This window comes from Micromonospora sp. NPDC005174, assembly GCF_040608495.1.
In the GTDB taxonomy this organism is placed as follows: domain Bacteria; phylum Actinomycetota; class Actinomycetes; order Mycobacteriales; family Micromonosporaceae; genus Micromonospora.
Genome location: NZ_JBEXIJ010000010.1, coordinates 82,347 through 98,700 on the forward strand (window position 1 = coordinate 82,347; position 16,354 = coordinate 98,700).

Annotated in this window: 12 protein-coding genes; all 12 read right to left on the bottom strand. The window is 75.8% G+C overall.

Features of this window, described 5'->3' with window-relative positions:
- Window positions 1-2 precede the first annotated feature (2 nt).
- Complete coding sequence (cobA, locus tag ABZU91_RS14105) at window positions 3-1,631, bottom strand: uroporphyrinogen-III C-methyltransferase (RefSeq protein WP_355239060.1); 1,629 nt, start codon at window positions 1,629-1,631, stop codon at window positions 3-5.
- The gene (locus tag ABZU91_RS14110; protein ID WP_355239062.1) at window positions 1,628-2,224 is read right to left on the bottom strand and encodes a precorrin-8X methylmutase; all 597 of its coding nucleotides are present in this window, start codon (window positions 2,222-2,224) and stop codon (window positions 1,628-1,630) included. The genes cobA and ABZU91_RS14110 overlap by 4 nt, the downstream gene beginning before the upstream one ends.
- On the bottom strand, window positions 2,221-2,418 hold the full coding sequence (locus ABZU91_RS14115; protein ID WP_355239065.1) for a 4Fe-4S binding protein: 198 nt from the start codon (window positions 2,416-2,418) through the stop codon (window positions 2,221-2,223). The genes ABZU91_RS14110 and ABZU91_RS14115 overlap by 4 nt, the downstream gene beginning before the upstream one ends.
- Entirely contained in the window at window positions 2,406-4,199 is a 1,794-nt protein-coding gene (gene cobJ / locus ABZU91_RS14120; protein ID WP_355239068.1) for a precorrin-3B C(17)-methyltransferase, read from the bottom strand. The genes ABZU91_RS14115 and cobJ overlap by 13 nt, the downstream gene beginning before the upstream one ends.
- Window positions 4,196-5,452, bottom strand: coding sequence for a precorrin-6y C5,15-methyltransferase (decarboxylating) subunit CbiE (gene cbiE, locus ABZU91_RS14125; protein ID WP_355239071.1), 1,257 nt, complete (start codon window positions 5,450-5,452; stop codon window positions 4,196-4,198). The genes cobJ and cbiE overlap by 4 nt, the downstream gene beginning before the upstream one ends.
- Window positions 5,449-6,600: a cobalt-precorrin-5B (C(1))-methyltransferase gene (locus ABZU91_RS14130; RefSeq protein WP_355239074.1), complete on the bottom strand. Its 1,152-nt coding sequence runs from the start codon at window positions 6,598-6,600 to the stop codon at window positions 5,449-5,451. Before ABZU91_RS14130 ends, cbiE begins: the two co-directional genes overlap by 4 nt.
- Entirely contained in the window at window positions 6,597-7,421 is an 825-nt protein-coding gene (gene cobM / locus ABZU91_RS14135) for a precorrin-4 C(11)-methyltransferase (RefSeq protein ID WP_355239076.1), read from the bottom strand. Before cobM ends, ABZU91_RS14130 begins: the two co-directional genes overlap by 4 nt.
- A complete protein-coding gene (gene cobI / locus ABZU91_RS14140; protein WP_355239079.1) occupies window positions 7,418-8,158 on the bottom strand; it encodes a precorrin-2 C(20)-methyltransferase in 741 nt (246 codons plus the stop codon). Before cobI ends, cobM begins: the two co-directional genes overlap by 4 nt.
- Window positions 8,155-9,513 carry a cobyrinate a,c-diamide synthase gene (locus tag ABZU91_RS14145; RefSeq protein WP_355239082.1) on the bottom strand — a complete coding sequence of 453 codons (1,359 nt, stop codon included), beginning with the start codon at window positions 9,511-9,513 and terminating at the stop codon, window positions 8,155-8,157. The genes cobI and ABZU91_RS14145 overlap by 4 nt, the downstream gene beginning before the upstream one ends.
- Window positions 9,507-10,118 carry a cob(I)yrinic acid a,c-diamide adenosyltransferase gene (gene cobO / locus ABZU91_RS14150; protein ID WP_355239085.1) on the bottom strand — a complete coding sequence of 204 codons (612 nt, stop codon included), beginning with the start codon at window positions 10,116-10,118 and terminating at the stop codon, window positions 9,507-9,509. The genes ABZU91_RS14145 and cobO overlap by 7 nt, the downstream gene beginning before the upstream one ends.
- An 82-nt stretch (window positions 10,119-10,200) precedes the next feature.
- Window positions 10,201-12,435, bottom strand: a complete 2,235-nt coding sequence (locus tag ABZU91_RS14155; protein WP_355239087.1) for a VWA domain-containing protein — start codon at window positions 12,433-12,435, stop codon at window positions 10,201-10,203.
- Entirely contained in the window at window positions 12,432-16,100 is a 3,669-nt protein-coding gene (gene cobN, locus ABZU91_RS14160) for a cobaltochelatase subunit CobN (protein WP_355239089.1), read from the bottom strand. Before cobN ends, ABZU91_RS14155 begins: the two co-directional genes overlap by 4 nt.
- Between the last annotated feature and the right edge of the window lie 254 nt (window positions 16,101-16,354).

The window sequence follows — 16,354 nt, forward strand, 5'->3', positions numbered from 1 at the left end:
CGTCAGGGCCCGGTGGCCGCGACGGCGACCACCGGGCCGACGACGAAGACGGCCGGCGGGCCCACGGACTCGCGGGCGGCGGCCGCGCCGATCTCGTCCAGCCGGGCCGACACCGACCGCTGGCCGGGCTGCCCGGCGTCCTGCACCGCCAGCACCGGCGTCTCCGGGGCACGACCGTGCTCGACCAGCACCGTCGCGATCTTGGCGATGGTGTCGACGGCCATCAGCAACACGATGGTCCCCCGTACACGGGCCAGCGCCGCCCAGTCGACGAGCGAGTCGGGGTGCCCGGGCGGCAGGTGTCCGGACACGATGGTCAGGTCGTGCGCCACGCCCCGGTGCGTCACCGGAACTCCGGCGAGGGCCGGCGCGGCGAGGGCGCTGCTCACCCCCGGCACGACCGTCACCGGCACCCCGGCCGCCACGCACGCCTGCACCTCCTCGTGGCCGCGTCCGAAGACGTACGGGTCGCCGCCCTTGAGCCGGACCACCCGGCGACCGGCCCTGGCGTGGGACACCAGAGCCGCGTTGATCGTCTCCTGCGCCATCGACGGGCCGCGGGGCACCTTCGCGGCGTCGACGACCAGCACCTCGGGGCGCAGCCCGGCGAGCAGCCCCTGCGGGGCGAGCCGGTCGACCACGACGACGTCCGCGGCGTCCAGGAGCGCCTTCCCGCGTACCGTGATCAGGTCGTCGGGCCCCGGCCCGCCGCCGACCACGGCGACCGACCCGTGCCCGTGGTCGTGGTGGTAATCGTGCCCGTGGTGATGGTGGTGGTGGCCGACCGGGTCGTCGGGGTGGTCGTGCGGGCGTTGCGGGCGACCGACCTTGTCGGCGAAGCCGGGCATCAGCACCCGGTACGCGCAGGTGTCGCAGTTCATCCGGATGTCCCCGCCCAGCGCCTCGGCGTGCCGCTCGCGGACCAGGTCGGCGAGGGCGTCGCAGTCGCCGATCACGTCGGCCACCCGCACGTCCAGGTCGGGGTGCGCGGCGGCGAACTCGGCCGACTGGGCGACGATCCGGTCCGGCAGCACCCCGGCGAACAGGAAGTACGGCGCGACGACGATCCGCTGCGCGCCGAGGCGACGGAGCCGGTCCAGCACCGCCGGCACGGACGGCTCGGCGAGGGAGATGAACCCCGGTTCGACGCCCGCGTATCCGCGCCCCTCCCAGAGCAGGCGGGCGACCTTGGCGACCTCGGCGTTGGCGTCCGGGTCGGAGGATCCCCGCCCGATGAGCGCCACCCAGGTGCCGGTCCGGTCGGCACCCGCCAGCGCGGCGTCGACGCGCTCTTCGAGGGCTGTGTGCAGCAGCGGGTGCGGGCCGAGCGGACGCCCGTAGCGGTACGTCAGCCCGGGGTGCCGCTGCTGCTCACGGGCCATCGCGGCCGGGATGTCGCCCTTGCCGTGCCCGGCGCCGGTGAGCACCAGCGGCAACGCGACCAGGTTCCGGTGACCGCGCCCGACGAGCGCGCCGACCGCGTCGGTCAGCGGCGGGCGGGACAGCTCGATGAAGCCGCCCTCCACGTCGCCGATGTCACCCCGACGGCGGACCCGCTCGACGAGCGCGGCGAACTGGCCGACCCCGGCCGCGCTGCGCGTGCCGTGCCCGACGATGACCAACCCGGTCATGGCTTCTCCTCGCTGTAGAGCAGGGCGTTGAGGGCGGCGGCGGCGACCGCCGAACCGCCCTTCTCGCCCACGTTGGACACCCCGGGCAGGCCGCTGGCCCGCAGCGCCGCCTTCGACTCGGCCGCGCCCACGAAGCCGACCGGCAGGCCGACGACGAGCGCCGGCGCGGCGTCCAGGGTGAGTAGTTCGACGAGGGCGGTCGGCGCGCAGCCGACCACCCAGACCGCGCCCGGGCCGACCCGGTCCAGGGCGATCCGCACGGCCGCCGCCGAACGGGTGATGCCGGCCGAGCGGCCCAGCTCGGCGGCGGCCGGCTCGGCGACCGGGCAGACCAGTTCCAGGCCGGCCCGGGTGATGCCGGCGGCGACCATCGCCACGTCGGTGACCACGGGCGCCCCGCCGCGCAACGCGGCCAGCCCCGATTCGAGGGCCCCCTCGTCGCAGACCAGCTCGTCGACGTACGCGAGGTCGGCGCTGGCGTGCACCACCCGCTCGGTCACCGCGCGGGTCAGCGGCGGCAGGTGCGACAGGTCGACCCGCTCGCGCAGGATGCGGTACGACTCGACCTCGATGGGATGCACCATCCGGCTCATCGGGCTCCTTCCCAGGACTCGGGCTCGACGACGCGGATCGCGTCGACCGGGCAGATCTCCAGGCACTCCAGGCAGCCGGTGCAGCGGTCGGCGCGTACCGTGAGGCCGCCGGCGACCGGCCGGATCGCGTGCGTGGGGCAGGTCAGCAGGCACGCGCCGCAGCCCTGACAGGCGTCGATGATCACGAACGCCACCGGTACCCCCGGGGTGTGACCATCCGCCCGGCGACCAGCCGGGTGTCGCTGTTGCCGACCACCACGACGCTGTACATGTCGACGATGGCCGCGTCGAGCGTGGCCAGCGTCGCCAGGTGCACCCGTTCGCCGGGGCGGCTGGCGTTGCGCACCACACCGACCGGGGTGTCCGGCGGCCGGTGCGCGGCGAGGATGCCGAGCGCCTTGCCGAGCTGCCAGTCGCGCGCGCGGCTGCGCGGGTTGTAGAACACCGTCACGAAGTCGCCCTCGGCGGCGGCGGTCACCCGCCGCTCGATGACCTCCCAGGGAGTGTGCAGGTCGGACAGGCTCACGTAGGCGTGGTCGTGCCCGAGCGGCGCGCCCAGCAGCGCCCCGGCAGCGAGGGCGGCGGTCACCCCGGGCACGCCCACCACGTCGATCCGCTCGTCGGCGTACTCCAGCGCGGGGCTGGCCATCGCGTACACCCCGGCGTCACCGGACCCGATGAGCGCGACCGCGTGGCCGGCGACGGCCTCGGCCACGGCGGCGCGGGCCCGTGCCTCCTCCGCGCCGAGCCCGCTGGCGAGCACCCGGGTGCCCGGCCGCAGCACGTCCCGGACCTGGTCGAGGTACTGGTCGAGGCCGACGACGACCCCGGCACGACGCAGTTCCGCCACCGCGCGGGGGGTGCGCAGGTCGGCCGCGCCCGGTCCGAGGCCGACGACGGCGAGCCGGCCGCGCGGCGGGTGCCGGGCCACCGCCACGGTCGCCATCGCCGACGCGGTCTTGCCCACCAGCAGCGTCGCGTCGTCGTCCCGGCCGTCCGCGCCGAGCAGCGCCGCGGCCTCCGCCACGCTCGGCGTGCCGACAGCGGCCCGGACCACCTCGCTGGGGTGCGGCACGTCGACCGCCGCGAGGCGCGTCGCCGGCCAGGTCACCAGGGGTACGCCGAGCGCGTCGGCGGTACTGCGGATGCCCGCCTCGTCGGCCTTGATGTCGGCGCTGGCCAGGCAGCGCAGGCTCGCCGGGTCGAGGCCGGCCTCGGCCAGCACCCGGTGCAGCAGTTCGGCCACCTCGGCGGCCGGTACGCCCCGGCTCGCTCCCACCCCGGCGACCAGCGACGGCGGTCGCAGCACGGCGGTCCGCCCGTCGGTCGGCACCACCCGGTCGGTGACCAGCAGCCGGTACCCACCGCCGGTCACGTCGTCGTCGGCCGTGCTGCCGGCCGCGCTCTCGTCGGCCGAGCCTCCCGGGTGGGCGGCGGGGGCATCGCGGTGGTCGGGGGCACGCACGTTCGGGGGCAGGGCGGGCAGCGGCCAGGTGGCATCGGCGATCAGCTCGACCGGCTCGCCGTCGAGGATGGCCCGGGACACCGCGGCGACCGCGCCCTGCACGGGCCAGCCGAGAGTGTCCAGTCCGGGCAGCCCGACCGCGTCGGTGGCGGTGGTGACCACCGGTCGGGCGTCCAGCAGCACGCCGACCCGCTCGGCGAGGTCGTTGCCGCCGCCCGCGTGGCCGCCCAGCAGCGCCACCGCGTGCCGGGCCGCCTCGTCGACGACCACCACGGCCGGGTCGGTGCGCTTGTCGCCGAGCAGCGGCGCGAGGATGCGGACGACCGCGCCGGTGGCCAGGAACGCGACCACCGCGTCGCACCCGGTCCAGGCGGCGCGCAGCGCGTCGGCGACGGTCTCCCCCTCGATCAGCCGGGCGTGCGGCCACGCGGCGGTCAGGGTGTCGGCGTGCCGGCGGCCGGCGGCGGTCGCCGCCACCAGGCCGATCCGGCCGGGTGTGGTGTCGTTCACGGGCGCTCCCCGGTGAGGACGACCACCGGGTTGGTGGCCGCGAGACGGATCGACCCGCCGGGCAGGTCGGCGAGGCGGGCGGCGGAGAGCTGGCTGCCCTCGACCGTGTATCCGGCGGCACGCAGCAGGCCCACCGCCGGCGCGACGCGGTCCAGCGCGGCCAGGGTGAGCACGATCCGTCCGGGTCGGCGGGCCAGCACGGCGGTGAGGACGTCCACGCCGCCACCACCGACGAAGACGGCGTCCGGCTCGGGCAGCCCGTCCAGCACCGCCGGGGCGCGCCCGACGACGATCCGGACGTCGACGGCGTGCGCGGCGGCGTTGTGCCGGATCGTCGCGGCGGACCCGGGGTCCCGCTCGACGGCGAGCACGGCCGCGCCGAGCGACGCGCACTCGATGCCGACCGAGCCGCTGCCCGCGCCGATGTCCCAGACGAGACGACCAAGCCGGGGACGCAGCCGCGCGACGACGAGGGCGCGCACCTCCGACTTGGTGATCATCGAGTCGCGGTGGGCATACCGGTCCTCGGGCAGCGCCCAGCCGCCAGCCGGCGCGGCGGCCGGCTGGTTGTCCACCCGCAGCGCACCCGCTCCGACCGGGTCGGACGTGGGCATGTCGAGCACGGGATCGGCGGGCACGGCGATGCTGAGCAGGACGTGCGGGTCGGACCAGGCGGCCTCGGCGGCCTGCTCGGGGGTCACCTCACGGACCCGTTCGGTGTCCGTGCCCAGGTGCTCGGCGACCAGCAGACGACGGGGCCAGCCGACCAGCGCGGCGCCCACCTCGGCCGCGCCCGCGCCCGGCGCGGTGAGGACCGCGACCAGCGGCAGCGCCCGGCAGGCGTTCAGCGCCGGTCGAAGATCGCGCCCGTGCGCGGTGACCACGGCGGCGCCGTCCCAGGACAGTCCGGCGCGGGCGAAGGCGGCGGCCACACTGGACACCGCCGGCACCACCCGCAGCGGCAACCCGACGACGCGCAGCCGCCGGACGATCCCGAACAGGCCGGGATCGCCGCTGGCCAGCACGACGGCCGGCACCCCGGCGGCGACGGCGTCGACCAGTCGGCGCAGGGCCGGGGCGAGCGGTCCGAGGACGACGGTCTCCGCGTCGGCCGGTACGGGCACCGCCGCCAGGTGCCGGGCCGCCCCGACGAGCAACCCCGCGCCGGCCAGCGCGGACGCGAGGGCGGGGTGCGGCGGGGCCCCGGCGGCGTCCAGACCGACGACTGTCACCAGCGCGTCCGGGGCGCTCATCGCGGCCACCGGCCGGAGGAGGCGACGACGTGTGCTCCGGCGAAGTCGACCATCGCCACGTCCACGGTGACCGTCGGCCCGGCGAAGCGTCGCAGCACCGCCTGGACCCGCTCGCAGAGCAGGTCGCCGGCCGGGCCGAGCAGCCCGGCGGCCTCCCACAGCTCGTACGCGTGCCGCCCGGTGTTCGCCTCGGTCACGGCGGCGGCGAGCGCGGGATCGCCACCGGCGTCGGCGGTCACCGCGCCGAGCAGGGACAGGTCGACCTTCGAGCGGGTGTAGTGGGTCATCAGGATCCCGGCGGCGAGTTTGGCGAGCTTGCCGGCCATCCCGACGAAGACCACGCCGGTCATCGTGTCCTGGACGGCCGCGGTGACCGCCGCGCCGGTGAAGTCGCCCACCTCGACGAAGCACACCTCGGGCAGGTCGGGCAGCAGCGCGCGGGCGGCCCGCTCGGTACGCCCACCGGTGCACAGCACCACGGTCCGCTCCCCCTGGGCGGCCATGACGTGCACGGCCTGTACGACGCTGGCCCGCCAGGACGCGGTGGAGAAGGGCCGGACGATGCCGGTGGTGCCGAGGATCGAGATGCCGCCGAGGATGCCGAGCCGCCGGTTGGTGGTCTTGCGGGCCATGATCTCGCCCCGGGGGACGCTGATGACCACGCGTACGCCGACCTCGGTGAGGTCGACGACCTCGGCCACCGCCTCACCGATCATCCGGCGGGGCGTGTCGTTGATGGCCGGTCCGCCGACGGCGAGCCCGAGGCCGGGCTTGGTGACGGTGCCGACGCCGGAGCCGCCGGCCAGGCGCAGCCCGGGAGTGTCGGTGAAGTCCACGGTCGCGGTCAGCTCGGCGCCGTGGGTGACGTCCGGGTCGTCACCGGCGTCCTTCACGACCACCGCCTCGGCCCGCACCGGTGGGGTGCCGGTGACCTCGCAGCGTTCCACCGGGAAGCGCACCCGTCGCCCGGCGGGGAGGCCGATCTCGACGTCCGGTTGGATCTCGCCGGTGACCAGGGCGGTCACCGCCGCCTTGGCCGCCGCCGTCGCGCACGCGCCGGTGGTCCAGCCGGTCCGCAGCGCGGTGGGCCGGACCTTCGCCGTACGCGGCAGGTCCGGTTCGCGCAACGGCGGCTCGGCGTACGTCATGGGGTGTCTGTTCCTCCGGCGCGGGCGCGGCGCAGCTCGGCCCGGGCGGCCGGCTCGGCGCGACGGAAGGTGTGGAAGTGCCCGGGGTGGTAGAGGTGCGAGCGGGTCCCCTCGGCGGCGAGGGCCGGCCCGACCAGGAACAGGGTGTGCTTCCACAGCTTGTGCTGCTTGACCGCGGCCTCCAGGGTGCCGACCGTGCAGCGCACGACCAGCTCGTCGGGCCAGGTCGCCTGGTACGCCACCACGGCCGGAGTGTCGTCGGCGTAACCGCCGGCCAGCAGCTCGGCCTGCACCTGCCCGGAGCGGGCGGCGGACAGGAACAGCGCCATGGTGGTGCCGTGCCGGGCGAAGTCGCGGACCCGCTCGCCGGCCGGCATCGGGGTCTTGCCGCCTTCGAGCCGGGTGAGGATCACCGACTGGGCGACCTCGGGGATGGTCAGCTCGCGCCCGACGAGCGCCGCGACGGCGGTGAACGACGACACCCCGGGGACGATCTCGACGGCCAGGCCGAGCGCCCGGCACAGGTCCAGTTGCTCCTGCACCGCGCCCCACAGCGCCGGGTCACCGGAGTGGATGCGAGCCACGGTGAGTCCACGCTCGGCGGCCCGCTCGTAGAGCGGCAGCACACCCTCGATGGGCAGCTGCGACGAGTCGACGATCTCGGCGTCGGGACGGGCGTGGTCGAGTACGTCGGCGTGCACGAGGCTGGCCGCCCAGATCACGACGTCCGCCGCGGCGATGACCCGGGCGGCCCGCAGGGTCAGCAGGTCCGCCGCCCCCGGGCCGGCGCCGACGAACCACACCTTGCCGTCGCTGGTCACAGCTTTCCTCCTCGGTACGTGCGGCGGGCGGGGACCAGCAGCGTGGACAGGTACGGCAGGTCGGGTGCGGTGTCGTCGACAGCGCCGACGCTCTCTGCGGGCAGGCCGAGGCTGCGTCCGAGCACCGCGTCGGCCAGGCGGCCCTGTCGGCGCAGCTCGGCCAGCAGCTCCGGGTGCCGTCGCCAGCCCTTGTAGACGACGACGGTGCCCGGCCCGGCGAGGGCGTCGGCGAACAGCGCGAGGCCGGCGGTGGCCGGCAGCAGGGTGAGCGGCTCGCGTCCCTCGACCAGCGGGATGCCGCTGCGCGCGGCCAGCTCCTGCATGGCGGTCACGCCGGGCACTGTCGCCACCCGCACTGCCGGGCGCAGGGCTCGGACGCTCTGCGCCAGGTAGCCGAAGGTGGAGTACACGTTGGGGTCGCCGATGGTGGCGAAGGCGAGGGACCGCGCGCCCGCGTCGATCGCCTCGACGACCGTCCGGGCCGCGTCGTCCCAGGCCGCCGCGCGGCGAGCGGTCACCCCACCCCGGTCGTCGAGGGCGAACGGCAGCCGCCGCAGACGGTCCGCCGGAACGTGGTCCCGCACGGTCGTCTCGGCCCGTCCGGCGTCCGACTCGGGCCGGTCCGCCATCACGGGTACGAGGACCACGTCGGCCTCGCGCAGGACACGCACCGCCTTGACGGTGAGCAGTTCCGGGTCACCCGGGCCGACGCCGACGCCGGTCAACGTGGCGGTCACCGGCACGCCTGGACGAGGCGGCGGGCGGCCTCGGGGTGGCCGGCCCAGTGGGTGTGCAGGTAGGAGGCGTGTACGCGGCCGGCGACGAACCCGTGGTCGATGTCGTTCCAGCGCCACGCCGGCGTGTCGCCGTGCCCGGGGTCGGTGGTGGTGCGGTGGAACTCGTGTCCGCGTACCGGCTCGCCGGCCCGGGCCACCGGTGAGTCGGTGACGGCCACCGCCTCGCGGTAGCCGAGGGTGAGCCGGCCGGTCATCCGGGCGGTCAGGTCCAGCCGGCCACACATGGGTACGCCGTCCAGGGACCGCCCGAGGTAGAGCAGCCCGGCGCACTCGGCCACGACCGGCCCGTCGAAGTCGGCCAGCTCGCCGCGGAGCGTCACGTTGCCGGCCAGCGCCTCCGCGTACGCCTCGGGGAAGCCGCCGCCGATGACCACCGCCCGGGTGCCGCTGGGCAGCGCCGGGTCGCGCAGCGGGTCGACGGTGACGACGTCCGCGCCGGCAGCCGTGAGGAGTTCGGCGGTCTCGGCGTACGAGAAGGTGAAGGCCGGACCACCGGCGAGCGCGACGCGTGGTCGCCCGACGCCGGCCGGCCCGCCGACGGCCTCGACCGGGTCCCACGCCGGGGCGGTCAGCGGCCCGGCGCCGCGGGCCAGGTCGAGGACGGCGTCGAGGTCCACAGTGGCCTCGACCAGTTCGGCGAGCGCGGTGACGATGGCGAGCGATTCGGGGGCCCGTTCGGCGACCGGCACCAGCCCGAGGTGCCGAGCGGGCGCGGCGACCTCGGCGGCGCGGGTGACCGCCCCGAGCACCGGTACGCCCACCTCGGCGAGGGCGTCGCGCAGCAGCGTGTCGTGCCGTGGCGAGCCGACCCGGTTGAGGATCACACCGCCGATCCGCACGGCGGGGTCGAACGCGGCCATGCCGAGGGTCAGCGCGGCGGCCGAGCGGCCCTGCGCGGTGGTGTCGAGGACCAGCAGCACGGGCGCGTCGATCAGCCGGGCGACGTGCGCGGTGGAGGCGAAGTCGCGGCGGCCCACCGCGCCGTCGTGCAGGCCCATGACGCCCTCCACCACGGCGATGTCGGCGGGCGTAGGGAGGCTCGCGCCGTGCCGCAGCAGGCCGGCGATCCGCTCGGCACCGACCAGGAACGGGTCGAGGTTGCGGCCGGGCCGGCCGGCGGCGAGGGCGTGGTAACCGGGGTCGATGTAGTCCGGGCCGACCTTGTGCGGGCTGACCGTCAGGCCGCGTCGGCGCAGCGCGGCGAGCAGCCCGGTGGCGACCGTCGTCTTGCCGTGGCCGCTGGCCGGGGCGGCGACCACCACCCGGGGCAGCGCCCAGGGCTCGACGCTCACCACTCGATGCCCTTCTGGCCCTTCTGGCCGGCGTCCATCGGGTGCTTGACCTTGGTCAGCTCGGCGACCAGGTCGGCGGCGGCGACCAGGCGCGAATCGGCGTCCCGGCCGGTGATCACGACGTGCTGGAAGCCGGGCCGCTCGGCCAGGGTGGCGACCACCTCGTCGACGTCCACCCAGCCCCACTTCATCGGGTAGGTGAACTCGTCCAGCACGTACAGCCCGTAGCGCTCGGCGGCCAGGTCACGCTGGATCTGCCGCCAGCCCTCCAGGGCGTCGGCGGCGTGGTCGGCCTCGCCGCCGCGCTGGATCCAGGACCAGCCCTCGCCCATCTTGTGCCAGGCCACCGGCGCGCCCTGGCCGGTACGCTCGTGCACCTCGCCGAGCGCCCGGAAGGCGTTCTCCTCCCCCACCCGCCACTTGGCGCTCTTGACGAACTGGAACACGCCGACCGGCAGGCCGGCGGTCCACGCCCGCAGTGCCAACCCGAAGGCCGCCGTCGACTTCCCCTTCATCTGTCCGGTATGGACGACGAGCAGCGGTCGATTCCGCCGCTGCCGGGTGGTCAACCCGTCAGCGGGCACCTGACTCGGCTGTCCCTGCGGCATCAGAGGTCCCCCCTCGTCGTCACGCCCCGCGCGTCCTCCGCGATCTTGCAGTTTCTGTTGCTCATATGCGCATCTCGTCCTTTTATGTCGCGACAGAAACTGCAAGATCGCGGGGGTCGGGGTGGGTGAGGGCGTGCAGGGGGTGCAGGGGGGCGTGCAGTTGGGTGGCCAGGCGGCGCGCCAGGTTGAGGCGTACCGGGCCGGACTCGCAGTCGACGACCACGCAGGGGGCACCCGCCGCCGCGAGGATTGCCGCCGCTCCCGCCGCCCGGTCGAGCGGGCGGGTTCCGGCGGTGGCACGGCCGTCGGTGACCACCAGGACCAGGGGGCGGCGCTTCGGATCGCGCAGGCGCTCCACCCGCAGCAGGTCCGCGGCGGCCAGCAGGCCCTCGGCCAGTGGTGTCCGCCCACCGGTGGGCAACTCGGCCAGACGGGTTGAGGCGGCCAGCACCGACGAGGTCGCCGGCAGCACCGTGCGCGCGCCGGCACCCCGGAAGGCGATCACCGCGACCTTGTCCCGCCGCTGGTACGCGTCGGTGAGCAGAGCGAGCACCGCGTCCTTCACGGTGACCATCCGCTGCCGGGCGCCCATCGAACCGCTGGCGTCCACCACGAACAGCACCAGGTTGCCCTCGCGCCCCTCCCGGACCGCCTCGCGGACGTCGTCCGGACGCAGTCGCAGCGGACCCGCCAGCCGGCCCCGAGCCGCCTGGTGGGGTGCGGCGGCGCGGATGGTCGCCGGCAGGTGCAGCGCGCCGACCCGACCGTTCGGCACCCGGGCCCCGGTGGTGCGGCCCCGCCCGGTCCGGGCCCGCGACCGCCGGCCCGGCACCCCGTCACCGACGCCGGGCGCGGTGAGCAGCCGGGCCCGCAGACCACCTCGGGGTACGGCCACCCGTCCACCCTCGCGCTCCCGGTCGTTCCCGGTGCCGCTGGGCTGACCCGCCTCGGCCCGCCGGCGGCGACCGCCTCGACCGTCCACCCCCGAGAAGTCCCCGTCCGCGTCGACGTCGGCGGCGTGCGGCTCCGGGCCGTCGGCGCCCCCGGACTCGCCGGCGCCGGGATCGTGCCCGCCGCTGCCCGACCCGTTCCGATCCCCACCGTCCACGTCGGCGGGATCGAGGGAGTCGCCGTCGGGGCCGTTCCCATCGCGACGATGTTCTCCGGTCTCGCCGCCCGCGCCGGAGGAGCCGCCCGGGTTGCCGGCACTGCCGCCACCGTCCGGGTCCGGGCCGTCGGGGCGGGGGCCGGCGGGGCCGCCGTCGTACGGGCCGCCGTCGTCGTCCGGATCGTCGGGGTGGGCGTCCTGCGCCCGTTGCAGCGCCTCGTCGAGGCGCTTCTCGTCCAGCCCCGGCGTGTCGAACGGGTCGCGGCGACGGCGGTGCGGCAGGGCGAGCCGGGCGGCCACCCGGACGTCGTCGCCGGTGACCCGGTCCCGGCCCTCCCAGGCGGCGTGCGCGAGGGCGGTACGGGCGGTGACGATGTCGGCGCGCATCCCGTCCACGTCGAACGCCGCGCAGACCTCGGCGATCTGGCGCAGCGCGGCGTCGGGGAGGCGTACCCCGGAAAGCCGGCGACGGGCGGCGGCCACCTGGGCGGCGATCTGGGCGTCGGCGTCGGCCCAGCGGGCGGCGAAGCCGGCCGGGTCGGCGTCGGCGGCGAGCCGGCGGCGGACCACCTCCACCCGGATCTCCGGATCGCGGCTGGCGTTCACCTCGACGGTCAGTCCGAACCGGTCGAGAAGCTGCGGGCGCAGCTCCCCCTCCTCCGGGTTCATCGTGCCGACGAGCAGGAACCGGGCGGCGTGGCTGACCGAGACGCCCTCGCGCTCGACGTGGCTGCGGCCCATCGCCGCCGCGTCGAGCAGCAGGTCGACGAGGTGGTCGTGCAGCAGGTTGACCTCGTCGACGTAGAGCACGCCCCGATGGGCGGCGGCGAGCAGACCCGGCTCGAAGGCGCGTACGCCCTCGCCGAGGGCCTTCTCCAGGTCCAGCGACCCGACCACCCGGTCCTCCGCCGCGCCGACGGGCAACTCGACGAGGCGCGCGGGCCCGGTCTCGGCGGCCGCCCCGACCGGATGCGGCCCGTCCGGGCAGCCCGGGTCGGGTTGGGCCGGGTCGCAGCCGAAACGGCAGCCGGCGACCCGGCGCACCGGAGGCAGCAGCGCGGCGAGGGCGCGGACGGCGGTGGACTTCGCGGTGCCCTTCTCGCCGCGCACGAGGACGCCCCCGATCGCCGGGGAGACCGCGTTGAGCAGCAGCGCCAGCCGCATGTCGGCCATGCCGAGCACGGCGCTGAACGGGTACGTGGTGGTCATGCGCGGTCCTCCAGGTCACCCTCGCTGGCCAGGTACTGATCGCGGAGCCGGTCCAGGGTGGCCGGCTCGGGCTTGGCCCACAGGCCCCGGTCGGCGGCCTCCAGCAACCGCTCGGTGATGCCGCGCAGCGCCCACGGATTGGACCGCTCCAGGAACTCGCGGGTGGTGTCGTCGAACAGGTAGGCGGCGGCCAGGTGCTCGTACATCCAGTCGTCCACCACGCCGGCGGTGGCGTCGTAGCCGAACAGGTAGTCCACGGTGGCCGCCAGCTCGAACGCGCCCTTGTAGCCGTGCCGGCGCATCGCGGCGATCCACTTCGGGTTGACCACCCGGGCCCGGAACACCCGCCGGGTCTCCTCGCCCAGGGTGCGGGTACGCACGTCGTGCGGCATCGCCGAGTCGCCCACGTACGCCGCCGGTGACGTGCCGGTCAGGTGGCGGACCATCGCCACCATCCCGCCGTGGTACTGGAAGTAGTCGTCGGAGTCGACGATGTCGTGCTCACGGGTGTCCTGGTTCTTCACGGCGACCGCGATCCGGGCGAAGGAGCGTTCCATGTCGGCGCGCGCCTCCCGCCCGTCCAGGCCCCGGCCGTACGCGTAGCCACCCCACACCGCGTACACCTCGGCCAGGTCGGCGTCGCTGCGCCACGTCCGGGCGTCGATCAGCGGCAGCAGTCCCGCGCCGTACGCCCCGGGCTTGGAGCCGAAGATCCGGGCGGTGGCCCGCCGCTCGTCGCCGTGCTCGGCGAGGTCGGCGGCCACGTGGGCGCGCAGGTAGTTCTCCTCGTCCGGCTCGTCCAGCGCGGCGACCCGCCGCACGGCGTCGTCGAGCAGCGCCACCACGTGCGGGAACGCGTCGCGGAAGAAGCCGGAGATGCGCACGGTGACGTCGACCCGGGGTCGACCCAGCTCGACGGTCGGCACCACCTCGACGCCGGTGACCCGCCGGGACCGCTCGTCCCACACCGGCCGGCAGCCCAGCAGCGCGAGGACCTCGGCGATGTCGTCGCCCTGCGTCCGCATCGCGCTGGTGCCCCACACGGTCAACCCCACCGAGCGGGGGTACGCGCCGGTGTCGGCGAGGTGCCGGGCCAGCAGCGAGTCGGCGAGGGCCACCCCGACGTCCCAGGCGTTGCGGCTCGGGATGGCCTTCGGGTCGACGGAGTAGAAGTTCCGGCCGGTGGGCAGCACGTTGACCAGGCCCCGGGTGGGTGAACCGGACGGGCCGGGCGGCACGAACCGGCCGTCCAGCGCGCCGAGGGTGTTGCGCAGCTCGTCGGTGGTGCGATCCAGTCGGGGCACCAGTTCCGTGCCGGCGAAGCGCAGCACGGCTGCGACCTGCGGGATCGACTGGCCGGTCACCTCGGCGACGACGGCGTCGGCCGCGTCCACCGCCCAGTCCAGGGTCTCCATGCCGACGACCAGCCGGCGCGCGAGCCCTTCGATGAGGTCGATCGCGTCGGCGGCGGTGCCGGCCGGCCCGTCCACCGCGTCGGTCAGCGCCGTGGGCAGCGCGATCCGCTGGCCCGGCGTGGCGAGCAGGTCCTGTTCGTCGAGGCCGTACGCGGTGGCGAGAGCCTGCCGCAGGCCGGGCAGGGCGTGGGCGCCGCCCCAGATCTGCGGGGCGCGCAGCACGGCGAGCACCAGGTTGACCCGCGGCTCACCGGTGGGCGCGTCGGCGAGGATGTGCAGCCCGTCGCGGATCTGCACGTCCTTGACCTCGCACAGGTAGCCGTCGAGGTGCAGCACGAAGTCGTCGAAGTCGTCCGCGTCGGGCATCGCCTCGGTGTGCAGGTCGTGGTGCAGCTCAGCGGCGCGTACCAGGTCCCAGATCTGCGCCCGCACGGTCGGCACCTTGGCCGGGTCGAGCGCCTGCACGGTGGCGTACTCGTCGAGCAGTTGCTCCAGTTTGGCCAGGTCGCCGTAGGTCTCGGCGCGGGCCATCGGCGGCACCAGGTGGTCGATGACGACGGCGTGTGCCCGTCGCTTGGCCTGGGTGCCCTCGCCGGGGTCGTTGACGATGAACGGGTAGACCAGCGGCAGGTCCGCGAGGACGGCGTCGGGCGCGCAGTCGGCGGCCAGGCCGAGGCCCTTGCCGGGCAGCCATTCCAGGGTGCCGTGCTTGCCCAGGTGCACCACGGCGTCCGCGCCGAAGCCGCCGTCCGCGACCGGGGCGGCGAGCCAGCGGTACGCGGCCAGGTAGTGATGGCTCGGCGGCAGGTCCGGGTCGTGGTAGATGGCGATCGGGTTCTCCCCGAACCCGCGTGGCGGCTGGATGAGCAGCGCCACGTTGCCGAACCGCAGCCCGGCCAGCACGATGTCGCCGCCCTCGGTGTACAGCTCGCCGGGCGGCTCCCCCCAGTGCTCCCGCATCCGCTCGCGCAGCTCGGCCGGGACCGCCTCGAACCACCGCCGGTACGTCTGCCCCGGTATCCGGGCCTCGGCGGCGGCCAACTGCTCCGGCGTCAGCCACTCGACGTCGTGACCACCGGCGGCGATCAGCGCGTGGATCAGCGCGTCACCGTCGTCGGGCGGCGGCGCGTCGCCCAGGTCGTAGCCCGCCTCGGCGAGCGCGGCGAACAGCCGGACCGCCGAGGCCGGGGTGTCCAGCCCGACCGCGTTGCCGACCCGGGAGTGCTTGGTGGGGTACGAGCTGAGCACCACGGCGATCCGCTTGTCGGCGGTGGGCACGTACCGCAGGCGGGCGTGCCGCACCGCGATCCCGGCCACGCGGGCGGCCCGCTCGGGGTCGGCCGCGTACACCGAGAGCCCGTCGGCGTCGATCTGCTTGAACGAGAACGGCACGGTGACGATCCGGCCGTCGAACTCGGGGATGGCCACCTGCATCGCCGCGTCCAAGGGGGACAGCCCCGCGTCGCTGGCGGCCCACTGCTCGCGGGTGCTGGTCAGGCAGAGCGCCTGGATGACCGGCACGTCCAGGGCGGCGAGCGCGCCGACGTCCCAGGCGTCCTCGTCACCGCCGCTGGAGGCATCGGCGGCGACCGCGCCACCGGCGGCGAGCACGGTGACCAGCAGCGCGTCGCAGCGGGCGAACAGCCCGAGCGGACCGGCGCCGGTGGTCAGCCCGCGCAGCGAGCCGCAGAAGATCGGCAGGGGGTTGCCGCCGGCAGCGCGGACCGCGTCGGCGAGCACGTCGACGAACGCGGTGTTGCCGGCGAGGGCGTGTGCCCGGTAGAAGACGATCCCGATGGTGGGCCGCTGCGGGTCGCTCGGATGGTCGCCGTGCACGCCGTACGCCGGGGTGGGCGCGGGCGGGGCGAACCCCTCGCCGGTGAGCAGGACGGTGTCGGAGAGAAACCGGGCCAGCTGCCCGAGGTTGTCCGGTCCGCCCTCGACCAGGTACGACAGCGCCTGGGCGACGACCCCGGCCGGGACCGTGGAGACCGCCATCAGCTCCGCGTCCGGCAGCGCCTCGCCGCCGAGCACGACGGTGGGTACGCCCCCGGCGAGCACCGCGTCGAGGCCGCCCGGCCACGCCTGCCGACCCCCGAGCAGGCGTACGACGACGAGGTCGACCCCGTCGAGCAGGGCGGGCACCTCGTCGGCCGCCACGCGGGCGGGGTTGGCGAGCCGGTACTCGGCGTTGCTGGCGCGGGCGGCCAGCAGGTCGGTGTCGGCGGTGGAGAGCAGCAGAATGCGCACGGCACGCTCCGGACGGTGACGTCGACGCGCTCGCGGCAGCGAGCGGGCGACGTGGGATGGGCGCGGGGTTCAGCGGGCACCGCGACCCGGACCGCTCACCGGCGCGAGGCCGGCGGCGACGGGTGGCGTGGCGCGGAACTCAGCGGTGAATGGAGTCGATGCCGATCGCGGCGGCGGCACAGCCGCGGTGCGGGGAACGGCAGCAGCCGTCGATGATGGAGACGCCAAGCGTCATCGGGTCCTCCTCGGGTGTC

What these genes read in the sequence shown, in the direction of transcription:
- ABZU91_RS14130 (WP_355239074.1), bottom strand. Translation starts at nt 6,600, where the DNA reads ATGACGTACGCCGAGCCGCCGTTGCGCGAACCGGACCTGCCGCGTACG.
- cobO (WP_355239085.1), bottom strand. Translation starts at nt 10,118, where the DNA reads ATGCCGCAGGGACAGCCGAGTCAGGTGCCCGCTGACGGGTTGACCACC.
- cbiE (WP_355239071.1), bottom strand. Translation starts at nt 5,452, where the DNA reads ATGAGCGCCCCGGACGCGCTGGTGACAGTCGTCGGTCTGGACGCCGCC.
- ABZU91_RS14155 (WP_355239087.1), bottom strand. Translation starts at nt 12,435, where the DNA reads ATGACCACCACGTACCCGTTCAGCGCCGTGCTCGGCATGGCCGACATG.
- cobA (WP_355239060.1), bottom strand. Translation starts at nt 1,631, where the DNA reads ATGACCGGGTTGGTCATCGTCGGGCACGGCACGCGCAGCGCGGCCGGG.
- ABZU91_RS14110 (WP_355239062.1), bottom strand. Translation starts at nt 2,224, where the DNA reads ATGAGCCGGATGGTGCATCCCATCGAGGTCGAGTCGTACCGCATCCTG.